Origin of the sequence: Chlamydia gallinacea 08-1274/3, from assembly GCF_000471025.2 — a bacterium.
GTDB classification, from domain to species: Bacteria; Chlamydiota; Chlamydiia; order Chlamydiales; family Chlamydiaceae; genus Chlamydia; species Chlamydia gallinacea.
The window spans coordinates 967018-987539 of the sequence record NZ_CP015840.1; the positions used below are offsets into that span (position 1 = coordinate 967018).

Consider the following 20522-nt stretch of genomic DNA (forward strand, 5'->3'; position numbering starts at 1 on the left):
CTAACCCCTGATTGAGTGTTCGCGAGAGACGGGGCTTGAACCCGCAACTTCCGCCTTGACAGGGCGGTGCTCTAACCAATTGAACTACTCCCGCAAATGGACACGACAGGATTTGAACCTATGACCCCCTGTGTGTAAGACAGGTGCTCTAACCGCTGAGCTACGCATCCAAAAATAAGATCAGGAGCGTAGGTTAACAGAAGAAATAGTTTAATCACAATCATTTTCATTCGATAGCAAGAGAAAACTAATGAGCAACACATTAGAAGATGGAACAAAAAGTACAACCTAATTCCGTGGAGTATGAAGAATAGTAGTCGAGGGCTTAGCTATATAAGCCCATGAGACACAAAGTCTAGAAATTTAATATTTGAAGGGTAGAGTATAGCACGTAGAAGCTGTTTGAAATGACGAAAAAAAAGATCGGCTTATACTTAAGAATATGATTTTCTTAAAAATCCACCCAAACTTCAGAAGTCTCGTGTTTTAAATTCTGCATTAAATTTTTCCATATTTTCACTGATGAAAGCGTCGAAATGATTCTGTAATTCCTGAAATTCTTCAAAACTCATCAAAGATAGCGGAGAGTTCCTAACTAATAAAGGTGCCACAGCAACATGGTTATTCATCAAAGTACGATACTCTTCTGATAAATCTTCTTCATCCACGATTGTTTGGCAATCATGAAGAGAAAAGTAGCGTCGTTTCCCAGTATCACTGAGCAATCTGGGTTTTCCGCTAGCAAATTCCTTACCTGTAATCACAAGACGCAATCCCTTCCATGACTCATTATGCTTGCTCACAGGAAAGTTGACGTTTAACCCAATAACACGAGAAAAGGGTAGGGAAAGAGCATAATAAACAAGAGCTTTGAATATTTCTGGAGCACGCTCTTCTTGAAAAAAAGAAATATGTTGATCTTGAGAAAAAGCTATACCAGGAATTCCTGTAAGGACAGCTTCTGTAATAGCACCAACAGTTCCTGAATAGAAAATATTTCTTCCCGCGTTCGACCCATGATTAATCCCAGATAATACAAGATCAGGTAAAGAGTCCCGGAACAAGTCACCCAAAGCTAGTTTAACGCAATCGACAGGGCTCCCAGAAACACTCCAAGCTTCTTGTACTGGTTGAGGATAATCGTACGCCTCTATACACACAGGATGTGTATAAGAAAACGACATACTTTTCCCCGATTGTTCTTCCTTAGGGCATACAATATAAAGATCAGCAAAATTTGCTTTAATTAAACTTGAAACCAGGAGGCTCATACCTCTTGCAAAAATACCATCGTCATTAGTTAACAGAATTTTCAATCGTTTGCTCATAAAATAGCCCATAAATAAATGGAATTTATTGATAAAATCAATACAATTAATTTGTAATACAATTTAATCATTTTTTTGTTTTTGAGAATTAGATAAGCCAAATCGTTCTACCGCTAAAGCAATATTATGTCTTGCTTGAGGGAACGTGAGTTCTAATTCCTTTAACATAGCCTCTGTTTTCGTTCTTAAGGAAATGACTGGGCACCGACACGTAACCCTAGCAAATCCACTTTCTTTAGCAAACTTTTGTATCCAAGATTCTGGAATAAAAATTAAGGGACGTAAAATCGTAATATTAAAGTGCACCATATCTAAAACGGGAAGCATTCCTGCAAATTCAGCTTTGTGTAAGAGATTCATTAACGTAGTTTGGACTTGATCATCTCTATGATGACCAAACATAACAGCTGAGGCTCCAATTTCTTGTGCAGATTGAAAAAGATAGCGTCTTCTTACTTGAGAGCAGGAATAACATTCTAGGACTTCAGGTTCATAAGAAGATGCAATTGAAGTAAATGGAACATGAATTCTGTTACAAATATTAATTAAATACTGCTGACCAACTTCAGCACCACAAGAGTATTTTCCTCCAATATGAACAGCGTGAAGATCCAGCTCGGGAAAACCTCTTCCAGAAATAGCTTTGAGCATTAAAAGTAAGGTAAGACTGTCCTTGCCTCCACTAAGAGCAATAACAATCTTTCGGTGTTTTTCTAACATTGCATGTGTATATAGCGCTTTCCGGACTAAACTTTCGATACGCTTGCCAATTTTAATCCATGGAGGATGTAGGTGAAGAACTGACATGAGAAATAATTGATCCCCAGCACAAAGCTTATAATAAAATATGGTTGATATGAAATTTATAGTTTGTTTTCATTCTGTGACTATTTTAGCTGCCTTCTTAATCAACTTCAACCTAGGATTACATGTCAAAAAAAATTAATAGAAATTCCCCCTGTCCCTGCGGTTCGAATAAAAAGTATAAGCACTGCTGTCTTCAAAAAAATAACCAGCCTGCTCGATATACTGCTGAAGGGAAATTTAAATTTTCTGCTGAAGTTCTTTCTTCAAATCAAGGAGCAAATGAAAATTCCTGCTCCCAATTATTTCAACGTCTTTCAGGAAGCCTTTCTATAGAAACAAATAAAGCGAGGGACAAGTATTATCAAATTACTAAAAATAAATCTACTATTGGGAAAAAAACAATAAAAAAAGCTAAAGCTGAAGAAGAACTACGAATCTCAAAAAATCTAAATAAATATAATTTTGAAGTCATGAACACAAACTTTACTGATGAAAATCTAGTAAGCAATCAGCACCAGACTCAAAATGCTAGTATAGATACTGATCACTTTATCCCCACACAAAAAGATTACCGTATTAAAGAAAATATGAATTCAGACTTGGAAGAAAATAACTAATCGCGTATAACTTGCTTTCTTATTAAGTATTTTCTTCATAAGAATAGGTATCTTAATTGCTGGAGTAGCTCAATTGGCAGAGCATTCGATTTGTAATCGAACGGTTGAGGGTTCAAGTCCTTTCTCCAGCATTTTTTTTGGGGGTGTCGCATAGTGGTCAATTGCATCGGACTGTAAATCCGACTCCTTACGGATACGTTGGTTCAAATCCAGCCGCCCCCATCTTTTCTTTTTTTAATCATCTTTATTCTTTGTTTGTTTTTTATTTATTAAAATAATTAGTTGTTGACCAATAATTTATTATTTTGATTTTTCTTTAAAAAAAATCTAAATAATAAAATAGCTTATGATTAATAATGATGATTGTTATTTCCAGATAGATTCAACCTTCGAAGGAGATGTTTCTGCCGGTAACGTCAATACTTTCGATACACAAGCTAAATCTATAGAATCCACACAAAGCTTCTACGTTGAAAATGACGCGTCTTTTGCTTCTTCTATTAATGTCAATGGAAGAACGTCTGCTTCGGGGTTAAATATCACTTCTACATTAACACAATCTAAACTAGGATCTATAAACTTAAATGGAAACAGACTCAGCAATGTAGCTCCTCCTCAACATGATACCTCTCCCGTTCCAGCAAATTATATTCTCACCCCAGAATACTTTTTTTGCTCTCTAGCTCAAGGTGGCATGCTGCTTACTCCAACAGACGCTCCTATTGATATTCTCGGAGAAAGTAGACTTATTTACCAATCACCAGAAGTATTTTCTCACATACAAATTGTGGATTATTCTTCTACGGATCAAACAGTTAAAAAGGGTGTCACCTGTCTGCAATTATTAAGCAAAGGAACGTACATTATAGACTGTGGAATTACTAAACGTTGGGGATGGAATAATGGCTGGGGAGGAACAATATTCCTAGAAGATCTCTTAGATACTCCTACCACCTATAGCGCAACTAGTGTTTATAGTGGTGGAGGGTATGCTGAAAGATGTGGTTTAGCCACTGTGATTAAACTTGATAAGAACAATGAAAATACCTCAGGAAAATTAAACGATGAGGGAAAGAAAAACATAATCAGAATGAGATTATACGGAGGATCTTTTGTCTACTGTGCCTTGTATTTTAATGTAATCTTTTATCCGGACAGGAGTTTACCATGAAAAAAAAAATTATTAAGAGTTCCTCTCCTTATCCTACTATAACTAATATTGATGACGCAGGTACAGGAATTAAAGATCAAAACCTTTACTTTGATAATTCCACTATTGAAGTTTTAGGAAGCTTAACTATAGACGATCAATTACAAGCCAGAACGCTTACCGTAGAAAACCAAGTAACTACAAACTATGACCTATATGTCGGTGGTAATGTCTCGGGGAAAAATGGTATGAACTTAAACGAAACAACATTATCAGGAGATATGTTGATTACAGCTAATTCTTTGAATAGCGTTCCGTTATTTAATGGTGTGGCTGATCCTGTTTCTCAACGAGATGCTATAACATACAACTATTATCAAAATAAAACAATTCAATCTTATTCATGTTGCTCACTATATTATTCCAGTAGTTACTACGTACAACCTAATACAAATATTAAGTTTAGACATGCAGAAGCAGGTTATAATTATGAAAATTACACACAACTATACCGAAATCATTTTGATATCCCTTCTAATGGGGAGTACATTACATTAAAATCTCTAGGGAATTATCAAGTCACATACCAAGTAATGCGAAATAGCGGAGCGCATAGTGGGAACAATGACCCCACACTGTTCTTAAGATTAAACAGAGATAACCAAGAAAGTCAGACTTTATGCATGGGGGATACTCGCGGGAATAATCGATGGGAACAAACAGGAACACCTTTATTCGCAATGTTCTCTATTACAGACTTAACAGGGAATCCTAATATTAGCATTTTCACTAACAAAGATATGTTCCCCTACACTTCTACAATTAGTATTATCTGGTTCCCATTCCCCATAACATTCTTTGAGGAGGATTAGTCATGACTACTCCTAAAACTAACGTTAGTTTCCCAACATTTGTACGCTTCAATCTTATTTCTCAAAATCTTACAGAAGATAAGAAAAAGAAAGCTCTTACAGTTACAGAAGGTATCGTAGCGAAAAATACGCATACAGAGCAACTTATATCCACAAAAGGGGGGTTGTCTTGTAACGATAACTTATTTACAGGAGGTAAGATATCAACTACGCTAGCAAATAATTCAGATCAAATTAACTTCTATGGAAGGGTGAATTTAGTAAACAACACAGTAAAGTATACCAATCAAAGCCTATTTAATGGAGCTCCGCAACAATATCTTCCTTTTTCCGTCTATAAGCAAACTGGGCTTAAATACAGCATGCGATCTGCCTATTCTGCAGGACATACAGGAGGAATAGGTAACATTGAAAAATATGTCAACTGGAGTGCTTTTACTACATACACAGAACAATTAGACGAATCCTGTGTCAAATATGGGACTCAAGAAAGATTTCTTGAATTTGAAGCGAGTCCTAGCATACCTAAATTATTCCGCATCACTGTAGTTTTCTGTAAACACGGAGCCTGGCTAGATAATGGTGTAGGGGGGGCGATGCAATTATATGCAGTAGTTAACAACCAAGAATTTTTACTTCAAACAGGAACCACTCAAAGTACCTCGTATAAGCGGCCTAGGGGGATGCAATTCCCGCCTGTTACTTTTTTAGCAAAAAATAACGGATACTTCACACTAGTTAACATAAACGGGGGATTTCGCGTTGCTTATTTTTCTTGGAATGTTGTGCAACTGCCTTATTATGAACTATAAACTCTATGCGTTCACTGCCCGGAAAGACTTTATTTCCGGGCACTTTTTATTACACGTCCTACTAAATCATATCCTGCTAAATCAGTAATCTCAATTAAGCAACGTTCTCCAAATTCTGAGATCTTTTTAGCTTCATTAACAATAATACAAGAGTCTACTTCTGGAGCTTGCCCATAAAAACGTGCGGTAAGCAAGAGCTTACTATCTGGATGATATCCATCAATTACTGCTTCAAGTACCTTCCCGATAAGCTGTTTATTGTGTCTCATAACATTTTTCTTTTTCATTTGAGACAGCGTCTTCACTCGTTTGAGTTTTACACTATGTGGTATCTGATCAGGCATATTAGCAGCTGGTGAACCTTCTTCTTGAGAATAGGAAAAAATTCCTACGTGATCTATCCATGGACTTTTAATAAAGTCTACTAATTCTTGAAATTCTTCGTCTGTTTCTCCAGGGAAACCAACAATAAAAGAAGAACGAATATATATATGAGGAATACGCTCACGTAGTTTGGTTAGCAACTGCATGATTGCTTCTTTAGAAGTTGTGCGACGCATACTTTTCAATATACGATTATTAATGTGCTGAAGGGGAATATCTATGTAGGGAAGCAACCGAGCATCTTTTTCCATGAGGTCAATAATGTCATCATCAACTTCATCAGGATATAAATACAACATACGAATCCAATAATCACCCGGCTCTTTAAGCAAAGTTTGGAGTAAAACATTTAAACAAGATTTCCTATCTTGAGACAAGTCTTTGCCGTAATCTCCTAAATCCTGAGCTATCAAAATGATTTCTTTAACCCCTTGCTTTAAAAGCACGCGAAATTCTTTAACTATCTGATCGATAGGTTTGCTTCTTAACTTTCCCTTAATTGAGGGAATAATACAAAAAGCGCAGCGCTTGCAGCATCCCTCAGCTATTTTTAAATAGGCATAGTGCTTTGGAGTAGATAATTTTCTAGGAACATCTCCCATTTCTAAATAACTTTTTGCTGAACGCTTTTCTCCAGCTTCTTTTGATTCAATCGCAGATAGAATATGCTCAATATCTCCTGATCCCAATAAGTAGTGTACATGGGGCAGCCAGGGAGAGAGTTCTTCTTTATGTTTAGATACCATACAGCCAGTTAAAATAATCTTCGCATCTTTCTTTTTTGTATCAATAATGTGTTGAAGGTAATCAATAGATTCATTACGCGATGCTTTCAAAAATGCACAAGTATTTAAAACAAGATAATCTGCTTCGGAAAGTATTTCTGTAGCTTCGTAACCAGCCCTTAGTAAAATTCCAAGCATAACTTCGCTATCCACAAGGTTTCTGGCGCAACCTAGACTAATAAAATGAATTTTATTTTTAGAAATTGATTGCGTAAAAAAAACCTGTTCACTAATTGCCATGAAAATTCTCTATGTAGTTGCAAGGAAGATTCCTTGATTATTTTTGAAAATAAATATACTATCGTAGTCGATTTATCATTTTCTTAAAAGGTTTGATCCATGGCTAGTAAGAATCGTGAAATTATTAAATTAAAAAGTTCTGAAAGCTCCGATATGTATTGGACAATAAAAAATAAGAGAAAAACAACTGGTCGACTAGAACTAAAAAAATATGATAAGAAGCTGCGTAGGCACGTAATCTTTAAAGAAGCAAAGTAGAAATTTTAATTTACCTACTAGCTTCCCAATAAGTTGTGGGTAAACTATGCGACTTGAGCTCTTAATCGCACTAAAGTATTTAATACCAAGAAAAAAAAGATTTTCTTCTGCCATTATTTCTGTATTTTCTATAGGCGTTATTTCTTTAGTTACTTGGCTATCTATAGTATTTAGCTCTGTGATACATGGACTAGAAAAACGGTGGGTTCATGATCTCTCACAGCTCCATTCTCCAGTGAGAATTTTACCCTCAGCTACTTATTATGAGTCTTACTATTATCAAGTAGATAAACATGCAGATTTGTCACAATACACTACGAAAACCATAGGGGAGAAACTCGCTTCTTCAATTGTTGATCCCTATAATCCTGATATTGACTACGATCTTCCCGAACATTTCCCCTTACCTGATAAGCAACCTAATGGAGAATTAAAAGATCCTGTAAAGCTTATTTTTGAAAACCTTAAACCCTACTTAGAGAAAACACAGGCTAAACTCATAGAATTTGAAGAGGGTATTGGTTACTTGCACATGGATAGAGAAATTCATAGCAATAAACTAGAAGCTCGCACACTCTCACAATTTATAGCCTACTCAGACAATCAAATATACCAAGATCGCGTCCTTCCATTCGAGCAAACAGATTATAGTTCTGATATTCTAAATCCTTTTAATTGTTCTTCTGAAGGGTGGAAGGAAGACTTTTCTCGTCTACAAACACAATATCGTGAAAGCTCGATTATTCTCCCCATCAGTTACCGAGAGCTAGGATACTGTGTAGGGGATAGAGGGAGTTTAATTACTTTTTCCTCAGAAACTCGTAAGGAAGTTTCCTATCCTTTTTATATAATTGGATTCTATAACCCAGGATTATCCCCCTTAGGAAATAAGATTGTGTTCGTTGATATGGAAATGGCTTCACGAATCCGCTCTGAATCCTTAGGACTAGGGATGAACAATGGTTTAAATGTTTTCTTTTCTGATATAAAAAAAATTTCTCCTATAGCAAACAATATAGAAAATATTTTACGAGAAGCAGGACTAATTAATTACTGGAATATAACATCTCTTTATGATCATGAACAATTTAAGCCCATCTTAGACCAATTACATAGTGATCAAACCCTTTTCTCTTTAGTTTCTATTATTATCCTCATCGTAGCGTGTTCTAATATTATCACTATGTCCATCCTCCTAGTGAATAATAAGAAAAAAGAAATTGGTATTCTAAAAGCCATGGGAACATCATCAAAAAGTCTAAAAATCATTTTTGGTCTTTGTGGTGCAATATCTGGAGGAATGGGAATGATTCTAGGAACCATTTTTTCCATTTTTACCATGAGAAACCTCCCAATGATTACCAGAGGCCTAAGCTATGTCCAAGGGAGGGAAGCATTTAATTCCTCATTTTTTGGACAAGGATTGCCTCAAGAAATCCATATCCCTACGATTGTTTTTCTAAGCCTAGCAACTCTTTTCTTAGCAGCTATCTCTGGAAGCATCCCGGCCAGGCAGGTAGCTCGCATGTCAATTTCAGATATTTTAAAGGCGGAATAAATATGCTGCCACTAATTGAAGCAAAAAATCTTTCCAAAACTGTCCAATGCAATAACCAAAATCTTAGGATACTCAATAAGGTCAATCTTAACCTATATCCCGGGGAAATTGTCGCGATTACAGGAGCTTCTGGAAATGGGAAAAGCACATTACTACATCTATTAGGCTCTCTAGATACGCCATCATCAGGAGAAATACAACTTCTAGGAAAATCTAAAGAAGCATATGACCTCCCTGCTTTTAGAAACCAACATATTGGTTTTATTTTTCAAAACTTTTATCTCCTAGAAGATGAGACAGTAATAAATAATATTTTAATTCCAGCACGTATCGCCAAGAAAAAAGTCTCCCAAAACTCTGAGGCCTATGACAGAGCAATGACGCTAATAGAATCTATAGGATTATCTCATCGTATACATGCAAGATGCTCCTACTTATCTGGAGGGGAGAAGCAGCGCGTAGCTATTGCACGGTCTCTCATGAATGATCCCGAAATCTTACTTGCTGACGAGCCTTCAGGGAACCTAGATGACAAAACCTCTGAGCATGTCCACCAACTGTTACTTTCTCAAAGTACAACAACTCGTGGAGTTCTCATCGTTACTCATAATAAGCAACTAGCAAATCAGTGCCATCGTCAAGGCGTTTTACAAAATGGAGAACTTATATTTTAAAGCAAATTCCGACGCAGAGAAATCCTCTGCACATCAGCCTTACGTATCTTCTAGAAAAAAGGAATTAAAGCTTACTCTATCTAGTTTAACTAAGAACAATATCAATATATTCATCTATATCTTAACAAAAGATATTTTATCTCATTTACACGCTGCAATTATTTTTTTGTCATGTGAATCTGTAACATCTTTTATGCTTTTTATTTGGAAAAAAATTTGCACAAAATTATAATTCCCCTTCTGACTAGGTGGTTAGTATTACTATGGAAAAAAGAAAAGACACGAAAACAACCTTAGCCAAAGTATCTGATGTAAAAAGATCTTGGTATGTTATTAATGCAGAGGGAAAGACTCTAGGAAGGATTTCATCTGAAATAGCAAAAATTTTAAGAGGCAAGCATAAAACAACTTATACGCCTTATGTACCCATGGGGGATGGTGTTATTGTTATCAATGCTGAAAAAGTTCGTTTAACTGGAAGTAAAAAAGCTCAAAAAGTCTACCGGTATTATACAGGATTTATTTCTGGGATGCGTGAGGTCCCTTTCGAAAATATGTTAGCTAAAAAGCCTTCATATATTATTGAGCACGCAGTAAAAGGCATGTTGCCCAAAACTCGTTTAGGTAAGCGGTTGTTAAAATCCTTAAGGGTACTGAAAGGAAGTTCTTATCAAGCTTTTGAAGCTCAAAAACCGATTTTATTAGATGTTTAATTTGGGGTAGGTTGTGGTAAAAGTTACAATACAAGAATCAGTAGCAACGGGAAGAAGAAAGCAAGCAGTATCAAGTGTGAGGCTTCGTTCAGGCACAGGGAAAATTGATGTTAATGGAAAAGCTTTTGAAGATTATTTTCCATTGGAAATCCAAAGAGCTACTATTCTTTCTCCTTTAAAAATGATAGGAAATCCTAGCGAATTTGATTTAATTATTCGTATTAATGGGGGAGGCATTCAAGGACAAGTAATTGCTACACGATTAGGATTAGCTAGAGCCCTATTAAAAAAGAATATTGAGATCAAGCAAGAACTAAAAACTCGTGGCTTTTTAACTAGAGATCCTAGAAAGAAAGAACGTAAAAAATATGGCCATAAGAAAGCTCGTAAAAGCTTCCAATTTTCTAAACGTTAATTTCTATATTCAGAGACAAATAGTAACGGTTTTTCTTAGATGGAAAATTGCTTGCTTGTACTTATTTGATGTCTCTTTAGGACTAGTTTTTTAAGTGAGTTCTTAAAAGAAAAAAAAGTAGTCGTGTGGAAATATTTCTATTCATGCGATTACTTTTGGCTCAAGTTTCAGTGCATATTGCGCTAGCAACATTCTCATATTCTGAACATAATCTATCGGATGTTTCATTATAAAATCAGCGAAACATAGAAAAAAATTTTTTCGACTCTTTTTATAGGAAAATGATGATCAAGTCTCCTCAGACGTTTTTTTCAAATTTTTTTTAAAAAAATATCTTCCTTTTTTTAGGTATGCCAAAGAATGCTTTTCCCTCCTTTTTAGGAAAGTAAAAACGATCTTCAGCAAATTCTCCATCTTTCCCTATTTCAAAATAAACAACTTTACCCGCAGGTTGTAATGCATGGATTAAAGATGTAGAACTCGTTTTTAACATGATATGAGAAATATGTTTGTCCTTGTCTTCTTGCAAAAAAACAAATCCTCCCAAAGGGAGGCTATTAAAACTATCTATAAAAGTACAGTCTTGATACTGATCTCTAGAATTTCTAGGAATATTCCACCCATTAGCTTGAAATAAAATCTGAATAAACCCCGAACAATCTACTCCGGAATTCACTAAACAGTTATGCGCACACCTTCCTCCCCAAAGATAGGGAAAATCAAGAAATTTTTGTGATTCTTGGAGCAAAGTAGTTAATGAAAATGATTCATTTAAAAAACGTAGGTGATTTAAATCACAAAAAGCTTTCCCATCTTTCGATACAGATGGAAAATTTCTAGGCAAACATACATTACCAAAAGGATCTATAACTAGAGCAGACCCATAGGGAAGGGGAATGTGCCAAGGCTCCAAAAAAGCATCAAATGTTTTAACCAAAGCATTAGGGGCTAAATAGCCAGGAATAGCATCGAATTGCTCAGAAATATAGCCTGGATAAGGGTGCCAAACATTGTGTTTCCGGCTGTATATAATTTGAGAATAAGCATAGTATTTTCCCCCATCATCAAGTAAACAACGCTCTCCAAACAATAACTGCGTCTCTAAACCACCATCCTGAGAAAGAAGATTAGAAACAGAAGAACATAGTCGATAATGTTGCATTACTCCTCAAAACTGCGGTACGTCTTAAAATTTAACTTCTATGCCAGTTAAAATACGTTGGAAAACTTCATCTGGAGGAGATTCTGAAGAAATACGTAATAATTTTCCTAATTCTTGATAATAATGTGTCAGTGGTTCTGTAGATGTTTTATAATTTTTTAATCTTTGAAGAATGGTCTCAGGTGTATCATCAGAGCGACGAATCAATTCTGTATGGCACTGGGGGCATCTACTACTCTCTTGTTGAGACGATATATAGTTACATGAGGGACAAATAAACCTAGAGAGAATTCTTCGGACAACCTCTTCCTGAGACACATCTAATTGGATTACACAGTACTGAGCATGGCATTGCACTAAGAATTCATGTAACCAAATGGCTTGGTCCAAAGTCCTAGGAAATCCATCAATAATACATCCCGATGCACACTCCGGCTCTTGCAATTTTTCCTTAATGATATTCCAAACTAAAGCATCAGGAACTAGCTTTCCTTTATCTATATATTCTTGAGCTTTGATTCCCAAAGGAGTTCTCTTTTTAATATCGAAACGCAATAACTCCCCAGAACTTATATGAGGCAGACCTAACTTAATGGAAAGACGTTGCGACTGCGTTCCCTTTCCTGATCCCGGAGGTCCCATGATGATATAAAACATATTTATTAACACAATTTTTGATCTTTAAAAATTAAAATAAAAACTGAAAAAAATCTTAACAATAAACATGAAAAATACATACCAAAAAGTCATCTTCTTTTGTTCTTTTTAATCCTTGAATACAAATTAAATAAAACACTATAGTAAATGGAATCGATGTTATTGTATCTTATAAGATATATGGTTAGTCCTCTAAGGGGAAATCTTTACAATCGCGAGCTTGTAAGCTCTCTTTGTGAACTCGCTAATCCCACTTCTCCACACCCAATTTTGACTATTCCTGAAGGACCTTTAAATCAGCTTAATGAGGGAACACCTGCTTCAAATACCTCTATAGCCAACTTAATGCGCCTCCATCACATTCAACCACCACTTTCTTATGTAGACAACGGAAATATAAATACATGTTCGGGAGTTAAAAAGAAACCCAGTGTTTCCATATTTCATATCAGGCCCTACTTCATTCAATTTAATGATACTGAAAATCGGAGCAAGATCGAACAATTCCTTTATTATCTATGTAAAGTAGTCAGCATACTCCTATCTCCGGTTCTTGGCAAAGTGATACATCATGTATTTATTATTTATCAGCTTGCTAAACAATATTTTACTCTGAGATTCAATGAGCGGAGTATTATTAATTTCATTACAAAAGATGAAACAATTTCTTCATGGCGGAAGGGAGAATACATTGCATCCGCATCTGCGTTGAACCATTCTAAACGCTCTCTTCTATATCTAATTGCAGAAAGAGTGGCAAACTTGATTCTTGGGATAGTATCCCTATTCAGCATATGTGCTCTTGTTATTGCTATAGTGTTATGCTTCAGAGCAGGTACTCGCCTTTTTGATTTAATAGCAGCTTTTGCTCCACTTGCTATGATTATTTCTATGTGGGATACTGAACTATCCTCCTCTATATCAGCACTTCTTACTTGTGGAATCATATATGCCATCCCAGGAGCTATTCTCTATCCTTTCTTCACTAATCCTTCTCTAGAAATTATCTTTGTTTCCGGAATAATTAGCTGTGTTTTAGGTATGATATACTTTGTGTTTTACTCTATAACACATACTTGTACTCGCCGGGCAATATCCTCGATTAATCGTTCGTTACTTTCTCTACATATTAGTGAACAAATTCATGAGAGCGGTGTCCCAAATACTAGTTTGTCCAGATCAGTAGCAAAGAACTGTTTGGATCCTTATAGCTCATTACTAAACAGACAAACCTTCTCAGAAGAGGCAGCTCTAGGACCTGAGGAACCATCGTATCCACAGGATCTCTCTGGAATCTTACCGCTACCACCTCCGCCGCCTTATACAGATAGAGAGCTTCCTCCAAGCTATGAAGAAGCTATAAGAGAGGGAAGAAGATAATTCACAAAATTAAATAACTTAAACTATGATAGGCAAAGTTTGTGGCGTGTTTTTTATCCTTTGGTTGTCAGGACTTAGCGGATTGCTCTACCTATAAAAAAGTTGCAGCCCTAGTTACCGATGCAGTAATCTATCCTGTTGTCACCGCCATTGTCAGCGTAGTCTCCCAAATCATACTCCTTATAAAACTTATATTTAAATCTTTATGCTATATTTTTTCTCTTCTCTTTCATCCTTTGGAAGCATCGATTAGCAAAAGTTTTAGTGGGTTAAACTTAGAAACTTCCTGGTCTCATTTTGTCCTTATCCCTATAATAGGTAGTATGATTTCTGGTTTAATCATTGTTACTCAAGCAAATAAAGAGGAGAACTTGAGTTTTTTAGACTCTTGTGTGGTGTTCTTCGAAGCTCCGCTATACTACTGCTCTAGGACAATTTCTTGGTAAAGAAATGATTTAGGAGATGAACAAAGTTAATTTTTAGGGCCGTAATTATGCCGCTACAATCAATGATTATTTCTAATAATGACCGGCTTTCTGAACACGCTCTGAATATTACCGAAAAATACGGTTTTCTATGTCTTTCTCATGATGGTGTTAAGACCTATCTGTCTAGTCGCTCTCTCCCTTCGTCAACAACAATGAATGATCTAGCTAAGTCATCAGGTGTTGGGATTAACTTATTACGTTCTTTGAAATCTGCTGGAGTAGCAGTTGCGACTGTTACCGGTATTGATTTGACATCTCGTCTCATTGAAAGAGTTCTTTGGATAAAATACCTTTGTAATATGCTTAACCCACCAAATTCTGAAAGAGGGAAGAAATTGGACGACCTTTTTATAGGTATTGCTCTCTCTATTTTCCTATCTCTTGTTCTCATTATATTTGGTCCTTCTTTTGTTTCTGTTGTTACTGGGGCAATTAAAATCCACCGAGCATCTCAAGTGATCTGGGCATGCAATCGTGAAAATAAACAACTTCAACTTCTAGAATCTATCAATGCGAATAACCTCCAACCACTTCAGAGAGCTGCTATACGCACTTCTATAGAAGCTAATAAGCAAATGAAAAATACGTACATAAAATATAGAGCTACTCGCATTGCATTTTTATTAACTTCTCTTATTGTTTGCATAGCATTATTTGCACTAGCCGCCGGAGTTATATTAGCCTTTTGCTCTTCTGCAACCTCCGCTGCAATTACTTCTGCAATTATTGGTTGCGGGGTTTCAGGAGGATGTCTACTATTATTTGGATGTCTAGGTTTTATAGCTGCTTCTGTATATGAACATCGAAAACAAAGCCAAGCTACAGTTACATTACAACAAGCTATTCTTTGCACTATGGTAAGTGACCAGATTGTTAAGAAACCGGGAGACTATCAAAGAAGCGTGATAAGTCAGGAAATTGCCAACACATGCTATCGTGCTCCCTAACATATAAGTTTGGGTTATCGCAATGTATGTTCAGCTAAGCAGCTCACACGTTAAGTAAGAGTACTTCTTAGAGAATATCTAATTTATATATAGAAGAAATAGCATTGAAATCACTTGCTTCATAAGCATCAGGAGATAGGATCCAAAATAGGGAGGTCTGCTCTTTGCCTATCATCTCTATAGGGTAAGGAGAAGAAACACTTCTTGGTAAAGAAAATAAATTTTTAATAATTTTCTTTTTGCTTTCCCCCTGTACATAAACCACAACATGCTTTGCTTTATGTACAGCTCGGAAGGTGAGTGTCATTCTTCGCGTGTGTAGTTGAGGAACATCATTAAACACTACAAGACGGGTAGTTTCTCGAATAGCTTGAGTATTAGGAAATAAGGATAGTGTGTGTCCATCTTCTCCGATCCCAAGCATAATCATATCAAAACTAGACTGGGGAACTAGTTTTTCAATAATCTCTTGATATTTTTCTGCTCCCTGTGGGTCCTCAATTGGCATACGAAAAACTTGTTCCTCGGGAATGTTTAATTCCTTGAGTAAACTCATTGCCTGCCCATAATTACTATCTACAGATGTAGGGGGGACATTTCTTTCGTCTCCCCAAAATAAAAATATTTTTGAGGAATCTAAAATTTTTGATTTATTTTCTACTAAGCTCTTAAAAATTGCTAGAGGAGTGGATCCTCCGGAAAGGGCAACAAAAAAAGCGTTATTGTTTTGGATAGCTTTATTTGCAGTTGCTATCCAATCCCGACTAGCTAAATCAATAAATAATTCTCTTTTTTTAGTTAAGAGAAGTTTATGCTCATTATTAAAGTTGATCAGTGTGGCCATATAATATCTTTACTCCCTTTCTATTTACAGAGGGCGCCAAGATTTTCCATCTGCTAACAAGAGATCTTCGGCTTGTTTGGGCCCAGAGGATCCCGCTGCATAGTTAGGAAAGAGGCCTGTTATGTGCCCTTCTTTTTCCCAATGTTTTAAAACAGGGGTGAATAGTTCCCAAGAAGCTACGACTTCGTTACTAGAGGTAAAGAGCGTTCGATCGCCCAAAATACAATCAAAGAGTAATCGTTCATATGCTTCTGGTGTTTTCGTCTTAAAATAGCTGTCATAGCGAAAATCCATGCTTACGGGACGAACAATATTATTTGTTCCCGGAACCTTACAATTAAATTTCAAAGCAACGCCTTCATCAGGTTGAATACGAATAATTAACAGATCATTTTCTATAGGACACGCAGAACACGATTCGCGAGTAAATAAATTGTAATACGACTTTTTAAAAATTACAGAAATATCCGTGGATCGTTTAGTAAGGCGTTTTCCTGCACGTAAGTAAAAAGGTACACCTAACCAACGAGGATTATCTATAAACATTTTTAATGCTACATAAGTTTCTACCATAGAATCTTCAGCAACATTTTCCTCTTCGCGATAACCAAGGACAGACACATTTTGCACTTCCCCAGGGCCATATTGACCACGAACTATATCTTCTGGAACAAGCGGACGTATTTTTTTAATAATATTAATTTTTTCTTTTTTAATTTCCTCAGAATTAAATGATGTGGGAGGTTCCATGGTTAATAAGCAGAGTAACTGCATCATATGGTTCTGCACCATATCCCGAAGCATTCCTGATTTCTCAAAAAGATTACCTCGTGTGCCTATGCCTATAGATTCGCTAACACTAATTTGCACATGATCAATATATTGAGAATTCCAGCAGGATTCAAACAAGGTATTTGCAAAACGTATAGTAAGGATATTTTGTACAGTTTCCTTCCCTAAGTAATGATCTATACGATAAATAGCATCTTCATGAAGATTTTCATCTATGTACTTTTGTAATTCTTGAGCACTCTGGAGATCAACTCCAAAAGGTTTTTCTATAATTACTCGAGACCACGGGGAGTCTTTACTTTGATTATGATAAAAAAGACGATGCTTATTAATATTTTGAATAATTTCTGGGAAATATTCTGGAGGTGTAGATAGATAGAATAAACGGTTTCCTAGAGTTCCGTGGGTCCTATCAATATCCTCAAGTCTTTCCTTTAATGTTCCATAGCCTTCATCAGAAGAGAAGTTGGATTCATGATAAAATACTCGTGACTCGAACTTTTCCCAAACACGGATATCCAATTCTTCATTAGAAGAAAAATTTTGGATGGCCTGTTTCATTTCTTCACGGAACTGTTCATGGCTCTTTTTTCTTCTTGCGAATCCAACACAAACAAAATTTTCTGAGAGTTTACCCTCTTTAACCAAGTGATATAGAGCGGGAAAAAGCTTACGAGAAGTAAGATCCCCGGTAGCCCCAAAAATGACCATAACACATGGGGGAGATTGAAGTGCTATTTTCCCTTCCTCAGGACGTGGACTACTTACCGTTTCCATGGTTGCTAGACCTTAATACAAATAAAAATATGTAGAATAACAAAAAAGAATAAAAGTCACTATGAGGAAACCAAATTATTTCTCTAGACAGCCTACATTAAAAAATAGAGAAGTATCCCTGAGATTGTCTAGCAAGTCCTAACCTAAATTTTCCATAAGAAAGGAGAGTACATTGCGTAGTTAAATAGAGTAAAAATTTTCTTTACTAACTAAGGGGCATTTGTATGACGAAAATCCACAATTCCTGTGGGAGAGAGAGTTAGATTAGAAAATTTTTTATTTAGTGCCACATGAAAAGCATCATGATAAATAGGTTCAATAATATGTAGGCTTTCCAAATATAATGCTGCTTGAGAGATAAGCTCCAAACGTCTTTGAGGTTCACGTTCATGTTCGATGGTTGCTAATAAGGAAAGAAAATCTTTGTGTGGAATCCTGTAGGGAAGGACTCCTGAAGTACCGAAAATCGAGAGAAAGGCCATAGGATCAGAAAAATCTGCGAACCATTCTCCAGTAGCTAAAGAAAACTGTCCGGAAGTTAACTCTTTTTGCAGTAAGGAAAATTCCTTCCCTAGGATAGGAATAGTAAATCCTAGGGTTTCTTTCCATTGTTCTCGTACTAACTGAACAAGAAGCGCATGCGACGCTGAGCCTGAAGGAAAAACTAGAGCGTGATTTTCAATATCTTTGATACTCATACCCAACTCTTGCATAGCTTCTACAAATAATTTTTTCGCTAGACACTTGTTATGTTCTTTAGATAGAAGATCTGAAGGAGGATATTTGTGAATATTCGTTGGTAATAAATGGCTTGCGGGCTGCACCCTATCTAGAAAGGCTGCTGCTACAAGAGCTTCCTTATCCAAAGCTAAAGACATAGCTTTTCTTAGTTTCGCATGGTTGAAAGGAAATTTATTTATATTAAAAGTAATCCAAGAAGTCCCTGCAACTTCAAATGTATGGAGGTGTCCTTGAGATTGTAAATAAGCTAATGCCTCTGTAGGAATACGCTCTCCCCAGGGGGGGCCTTGCCAATGTAGTTTCCCTTGATTAAATAAAAGAGCAGCCGTATTTGCGTCAGGAATAAAGTGTACAATAATAGAGTGCGTATTTACCTGTTCTTGATTGTAATAATAGGGATTTTTCTCTAGGTGTATCCATTGTTTAGCCTTCATTTTTTTAGGGTAAAATGCACCGTTCGTTATAGGCTTAGTGGTTATACCTTCTCGTTGTTTTTTATGTACGGGAAAGAAAATTGGCAAAGACAAGAGCTTTAAAAAATGCGACGTAGGGGACTCAAGATCAATAACTAGAGTCCTTTCATCTTTCGCATAAAACCCTACTTCACTCAGAGAACAATTTTGTTGAGAAACTTTTTTCGCATTCTTAATAGGATCAAAGGCAAAATGATAGACCCCGCCTACTTCGTGAGTCACAACTTGTTTCCAAGAATCAATAAAATCCGTAGCTGTTAAGGGATCCCCATTACTCCAATACGCCTGTCTTAGCTGGAAGGTATACTGCATACCGTCCTCAGAAATAAAGTAATGTTCTGCAAGAGCTGGTTCAATTTCCCCTGTATGTGTATTTTCCTGAACTAAGCCTTCGTAGATATGCCTAATTAAATTAATATTGGAAAGCAAACGCACTTCACGAGGGTCAAGAGAACGAGGATCGTCTCGCATATTAATACAGATCTGTCCTTGGGAATGACGAAATTGAGAGCATCCTATTAAAACTACGGATGCAATAAGGAGGAATCCAAAACTGACTCCCAATGGTATCTTGCGCATGGAGAAACTTCCAGCCTTGTTTTATTTGCGAGAAAAAGCTCTCTCCCTAATCCTGCAATCATCGCAGCGTTATCAGTGCATAGTTGTGGAGAAGGAAAATATACCGGCACATCCAGAGTTGCGGACAATAATTCCCGGAAAAATGAGTTATTTGCAACTCCCCCTCCAAGAAGGAGGGATCTACACGAAAATGTTTTTATAATAGTCGGAAGTTTTTGTGCAATAGTTGTAAATGCAGTGCGTTGAAACGAAGCTGCTATATCGCTTTTTTGCTCTTGAGATAGCTCAGGCAGAGGTGTCCGAGAAGAACTATTCTTTCCCTTAATTGCATAAAGAACGGCCGTTTTTAATCCACTAAAAGAGAGATCATACCCTTCAACATGGGCAGGAGAAAATGCATAAGCGGTTTCCGATCCATGGCGCGCTAATTTTTCTATTAATGCCCCTCCGGGATAAGGGAGACCTAAAAACCGTGCTACTTTATCAAAGGTTTCCCCTAGAGCGTCATCTCGTGTCTTCCCAATGAGACGGTAGGTTAAAGGATCTTCCATGAAAAACATTGCAGTATGTGCTCCAGAAACTACTAATCCTAAAGCAGGAAATTCTACTTGAGCTGATTCCATATAGACAGCATATAAATGCGCTTCTACGTGGTTCACTCCAATTAAAGGCTTATTCGCTCCTAAGGCCAGCCCCTTAGCAAAATTTACACCTATAGATAGAGAACCAATCAATCCTGGTGTTGTTGTTACAGCCAATAAATCCACATCAGTCCATGACACTTGGGATTCTTCCATGGCAATGCGAACAACACGAGGAAATGCTTGAAGATGGGCTCGCGAGGCAATTTCAGGAACAACACCTCCATAAGATGCATGTTCCTCTTGTGAAGCAATGATATTAGCTAAGATTTTTGTCTCTCCATCTATGATAGAGCAGGATGTTTCATCACAAGAGCTTTCCAAGCCTAAAGTGAGCATTATAAAACCAAACAAGCAAAAAATACCTGTCATAGGGTAAAGGAGAATTCTTAAAATCATCAAGAAAAACTTCCTGAAGAAAAAAAGAA

21 protein-coding genes and 4 tRNA genes are annotated in these 20522 nt (G+C 36.5%); 14 read left to right on the plus strand and 11 right to left on the minus strand.

The window, feature by feature from the left end; translation table 11 throughout:
* Nucleotides 1–20: 20 nt before the first annotated feature.
* From M787_RS04335 to M787_RS04350, 4 genes are all read right to left on the minus strand, one after another.
* Nucleotides 21–94 (minus strand) — tRNA-Asp (locus tag M787_RS04335).
* Nucleotides 95–97: 3 nt separating this feature from the next.
* A tRNA-Val gene (locus tag M787_RS04340) sits at nucleotides 98–170 on the minus strand.
* 300 nt (nucleotides 171–470) lie between these two features.
* Nucleotides 471–1328: a 5'/3'-nucleotidase SurE gene (gene surE, locus M787_RS04345; protein WP_021828357.1), complete on the minus strand. Its 858-nt coding sequence runs from the start codon at nucleotides 1326–1328 to the stop codon at nucleotides 471–473.
* 63 nt (nucleotides 1329–1391) lie between these two features.
* Entirely contained in the window at nucleotides 1392–2135 is a 744-nt protein-coding gene (locus M787_RS04350; protein WP_021828358.1) for a tRNA 2-thiocytidine biosynthesis TtcA family protein, read from the minus strand.
* Nucleotides 2136–2257: 122 nt separating this feature from the next.
* Here M787_RS04350 and M787_RS04355 point away from each other — a divergent pair, with 122 nt between their 5' ends.
* From M787_RS04355 to M787_RS04380, 6 genes are all read left to right on the plus strand, one after another.
* The gene (locus M787_RS04355; protein ID WP_021828359.1) at nucleotides 2258–2752 is read left to right on the plus strand and encodes an SEC-C metal-binding domain-containing protein; all 495 of its coding nucleotides are present in this window, start codon (nucleotides 2258–2260) and stop codon (nucleotides 2750–2752) included.
* Between the two features lie 58 nt (nucleotides 2753–2810).
* Nucleotides 2811–2883, plus strand: a tRNA-Thr gene (locus M787_RS04360).
* An 8-nt stretch (nucleotides 2884–2891) separates the two neighbouring features.
* Nucleotides 2892–2974: transfer RNA gene (locus tag M787_RS04365), tRNA-Tyr, on the plus strand.
* A gap of 124 nt (nucleotides 2975–3098) precedes the next feature.
* The gene (locus M787_RS04370) at nucleotides 3099–3923 is read left to right on the plus strand and encodes a hypothetical protein (RefSeq protein ID WP_021828360.1); all 825 of its coding nucleotides are present in this window, start codon (nucleotides 3099–3101) and stop codon (nucleotides 3921–3923) included.
* Complete coding sequence (locus M787_RS04375) at nucleotides 3920–4774, plus strand: hypothetical protein (RefSeq protein WP_021828361.1); 855 nt, start codon at nucleotides 3920–3922, stop codon at nucleotides 4772–4774. The genes M787_RS04370 and M787_RS04375 overlap by 4 nt, the downstream gene beginning before the upstream one ends.
* Nucleotides 4775–4776: 2 nt before the next feature.
* Nucleotides 4777–5586 (plus strand): hypothetical protein, encoded by an 810-nt coding sequence (locus M787_RS04380; RefSeq protein WP_021828362.1) that lies wholly within the window; start codon nucleotides 4777–4779, stop codon nucleotides 5584–5586.
* Nucleotides 5587–5615: 29 nt separating this feature from the next.
* On the opposite strand, the gene rimO is transcribed toward M787_RS04380, so the two are convergent.
* A complete protein-coding gene (rimO, locus tag M787_RS04385; protein WP_021828363.1) occupies nucleotides 5616–6995 on the minus strand; it encodes a 30S ribosomal protein S12 methylthiotransferase RimO in 1380 nt (459 codons plus the stop codon).
* 99 nt (nucleotides 6996–7094) lie between these two features.
* On the opposite strand from rimO, the gene rpmG reads away from it, so the two are divergent.
* The 5 genes from rpmG (at nucleotide 7095) to rpsI (ending at nucleotide 10613) form a co-directional block, all read left to right on the plus strand.
* The gene (gene rpmG, locus M787_RS04390) at nucleotides 7095–7253 is read left to right on the plus strand and encodes a 50S ribosomal protein L33 (protein WP_021828364.1); all 159 of its coding nucleotides are present in this window, start codon (nucleotides 7095–7097) and stop codon (nucleotides 7251–7253) included.
* Between the two features lie 46 nt (nucleotides 7254–7299).
* Entirely contained in the window at nucleotides 7300–8811 is a 1512-nt protein-coding gene (locus M787_RS04395) for an ABC transporter permease (protein ID WP_021828365.1), read from the plus strand.
* Nucleotides 8812–8813: 2 nt separating this feature from the next.
* Complete coding sequence (locus tag M787_RS04400) at nucleotides 8814–9485, plus strand: ABC transporter ATP-binding protein (RefSeq protein WP_021828366.1); 672 nt, start codon at nucleotides 8814–8816, stop codon at nucleotides 9483–9485.
* A gap of 263 nt (nucleotides 9486–9748) precedes the next feature.
* Nucleotides 9749–10198, plus strand: a complete 450-nt coding sequence (rplM, locus tag M787_RS04410; protein ID WP_021828368.1) for a 50S ribosomal protein L13 — start codon at nucleotides 9749–9751, stop codon at nucleotides 10196–10198.
* Between the two features lie 13 nt (nucleotides 10199–10211).
* Nucleotides 10212–10613, plus strand: a complete 402-nt coding sequence (rpsI, locus tag M787_RS04415; RefSeq protein ID WP_021828369.1) for a 30S ribosomal protein S9 — start codon at nucleotides 10212–10214, stop codon at nucleotides 10611–10613.
* 322 nt (nucleotides 10614–10935) lie between these two features.
* Here rpsI and M787_RS04420 read toward each other — a convergent pair whose 3' ends face one another.
* Together M787_RS04420 and M787_RS04425 are read right to left on the minus strand one after the other, a co-directional pair.
* The gene (locus tag M787_RS04420) at nucleotides 10936–11775 is read right to left on the minus strand and encodes a C40 family peptidase (RefSeq protein ID WP_021828370.1); all 840 of its coding nucleotides are present in this window, start codon (nucleotides 11773–11775) and stop codon (nucleotides 10936–10938) included.
* A 24-nt stretch (nucleotides 11776–11799) separates the two neighbouring features.
* On the minus strand, nucleotides 11800–12444 hold the full coding sequence (locus tag M787_RS04425; protein WP_051273836.1) for an adenylate kinase: 645 nt from the start codon (nucleotides 12442–12444) through the stop codon (nucleotides 11800–11802).
* A 168-nt stretch (nucleotides 12445–12612) separates the two neighbouring features.
* Between M787_RS04425 and garD (M787_RS04430) the strand changes: the two genes are divergently transcribed.
* Genes garD (M787_RS04430) through garD (M787_RS04440) form a run of 3 tightly spaced genes read left to right on the plus strand, consistent with a single transcriptional unit; the run spans nucleotide 12613 to nucleotide 15247 of the window.
* Nucleotides 12613–13812 carry an inclusion membrane protein GarD gene (garD, locus tag M787_RS04430; protein WP_051273838.1) on the plus strand — a complete coding sequence of 400 codons (1200 nt, stop codon included), beginning with the start codon at nucleotides 12613–12615 and terminating at the stop codon, nucleotides 13810–13812.
* Nucleotides 13813–13853: 41 nt separating this feature from the next.
* Nucleotides 13854–14258 carry a hypothetical protein gene (locus M787_RS04435; protein WP_021828373.1) on the plus strand — a complete coding sequence of 135 codons (405 nt, stop codon included), beginning with the start codon at nucleotides 13854–13856 and terminating at the stop codon, nucleotides 14256–14258.
* Between the two features lie 47 nt (nucleotides 14259–14305).
* Complete coding sequence (gene garD, locus M787_RS04440; RefSeq protein ID WP_021828374.1) at nucleotides 14306–15247, plus strand: inclusion membrane protein GarD; 942 nt, start codon at nucleotides 14306–14308, stop codon at nucleotides 15245–15247.
* Nucleotides 15248–15314: 67 nt separating this feature from the next.
* Here garD (M787_RS04440) and pgl read toward each other — a convergent pair whose 3' ends face one another.
* The 4 genes from pgl to tsaD all read right to left on the minus strand — a co-directional run bounded on the left by pgl (nucleotide 15315) and on the right by tsaD (nucleotide 20433).
* Nucleotides 15315–16091 (minus strand): 6-phosphogluconolactonase, encoded by a 777-nt coding sequence (pgl, locus tag M787_RS04445; RefSeq protein WP_021828375.1) that lies wholly within the window; start codon nucleotides 16089–16091, stop codon nucleotides 15315–15317.
* Between the two features lie 24 nt (nucleotides 16092–16115).
* Complete coding sequence (zwf, locus tag M787_RS04450) at nucleotides 16116–17660, minus strand: glucose-6-phosphate dehydrogenase (RefSeq protein WP_021828376.1); 1545 nt, start codon at nucleotides 17658–17660, stop codon at nucleotides 16116–16118.
* Nucleotides 17661–17869: 209 nt separating this feature from the next.
* Nucleotides 17870–19453, minus strand: coding sequence for a peptide ABC transporter substrate-binding protein (locus M787_RS04455; RefSeq protein ID WP_021828377.1), 1584 nt, complete (start codon nucleotides 19451–19453; stop codon nucleotides 17870–17872).
* On the minus strand, nucleotides 19399–20433 hold the full coding sequence (tsaD, locus tag M787_RS04460; RefSeq protein ID WP_021828378.1) for a tRNA (adenosine(37)-N6)-threonylcarbamoyltransferase complex transferase subunit TsaD: 1035 nt from the start codon (nucleotides 20431–20433) through the stop codon (nucleotides 19399–19401). The genes M787_RS04455 and tsaD overlap by 55 nt, the downstream gene beginning before the upstream one ends.
* Nucleotides 20434–20522: the final 89 nt, after the last annotated feature.

What these genes read in the sequence shown, in the direction of transcription:
- surE (WP_021828357.1), bottom strand. Translation starts at nt 1,328, where the DNA reads ATGAGCAAACGATTGAAAATTCTGTTAACTAATGACGATGGTATTTTT.
- M787_RS04350 (WP_021828358.1), bottom strand. Translation starts at nt 2,135, where the DNA reads ATGTCAGTTCTTCACCTACATCCTCCATGGATTAAAATTGGCAAGCGT.
- M787_RS04355 (WP_021828359.1), top strand. Translation starts at nt 2,258, where the DNA reads ATGTCAAAAAAAATTAATAGAAATTCCCCCTGTCCCTGCGGTTCGAAT.
- M787_RS04370 (WP_021828360.1), top strand. Translation starts at nt 3,099, where the DNA reads ATGATTAATAATGATGATTGTTATTTCCAGATAGATTCAACCTTCGAA.
- M787_RS04375 (WP_021828361.1), top strand. Translation starts at nt 3,920, where the DNA reads ATGAAAAAAAAAATTATTAAGAGTTCCTCTCCTTATCCTACTATAACT.
- M787_RS04380 (WP_021828362.1), top strand. Translation starts at nt 4,777, where the DNA reads ATGACTACTCCTAAAACTAACGTTAGTTTCCCAACATTTGTACGCTTC.
- rimO (WP_021828363.1), bottom strand. Translation starts at nt 6,995, where the DNA reads ATGGCAATTAGTGAACAGGTTTTTTTTACGCAATCAATTTCTAAAAAT.
- rpmG (WP_021828364.1), top strand. Translation starts at nt 7,095, where the DNA reads ATGGCTAGTAAGAATCGTGAAATTATTAAATTAAAAAGTTCTGAAAGC.
- M787_RS04395 (WP_021828365.1), top strand. Translation starts at nt 7,300, where the DNA reads ATGCGACTTGAGCTCTTAATCGCACTAAAGTATTTAATACCAAGAAAA.
- M787_RS04400 (WP_021828366.1), top strand. Translation starts at nt 8,814, where the DNA reads ATGCTGCCACTAATTGAAGCAAAAAATCTTTCCAAAACTGTCCAATGC.
- rplM (WP_021828368.1), top strand. Translation starts at nt 9,749, where the DNA reads ATGGAAAAAAGAAAAGACACGAAAACAACCTTAGCCAAAGTATCTGAT.
- M787_RS04420 (WP_021828370.1), bottom strand. Translation starts at nt 11,775, where the DNA reads ATGCAACATTATCGACTATGTTCTTCTGTTTCTAATCTTCTTTCTCAG.
- garD (WP_051273838.1), top strand. Translation starts at nt 12,613, where the DNA reads ATGGTTAGTCCTCTAAGGGGAAATCTTTACAATCGCGAGCTTGTAAGC.
- garD (WP_021828374.1), top strand. Translation starts at nt 14,306, where the DNA reads ATGCCGCTACAATCAATGATTATTTCTAATAATGACCGGCTTTCTGAA.
- pgl (WP_021828375.1), bottom strand. Translation starts at nt 16,091, where the DNA reads ATGGCCACACTGATCAACTTTAATAATGAGCATAAACTTCTCTTAACT.
- zwf (WP_021828376.1), bottom strand. Translation starts at nt 17,660, where the DNA reads ATGGAAACGGTAAGTAGTCCACGTCCTGAGGAAGGGAAAATAGCACTT.
- M787_RS04455 (WP_021828377.1), bottom strand. Translation starts at nt 19,453, where the DNA reads ATGCGCAAGATACCATTGGGAGTCAGTTTTGGATTCCTCCTTATTGCA.
- tsaD (WP_021828378.1), bottom strand. Translation starts at nt 20,433, where the DNA reads ATGCTCACTTTAGGCTTGGAAAGCTCTTGTGATGAAACATCCTGCTCT.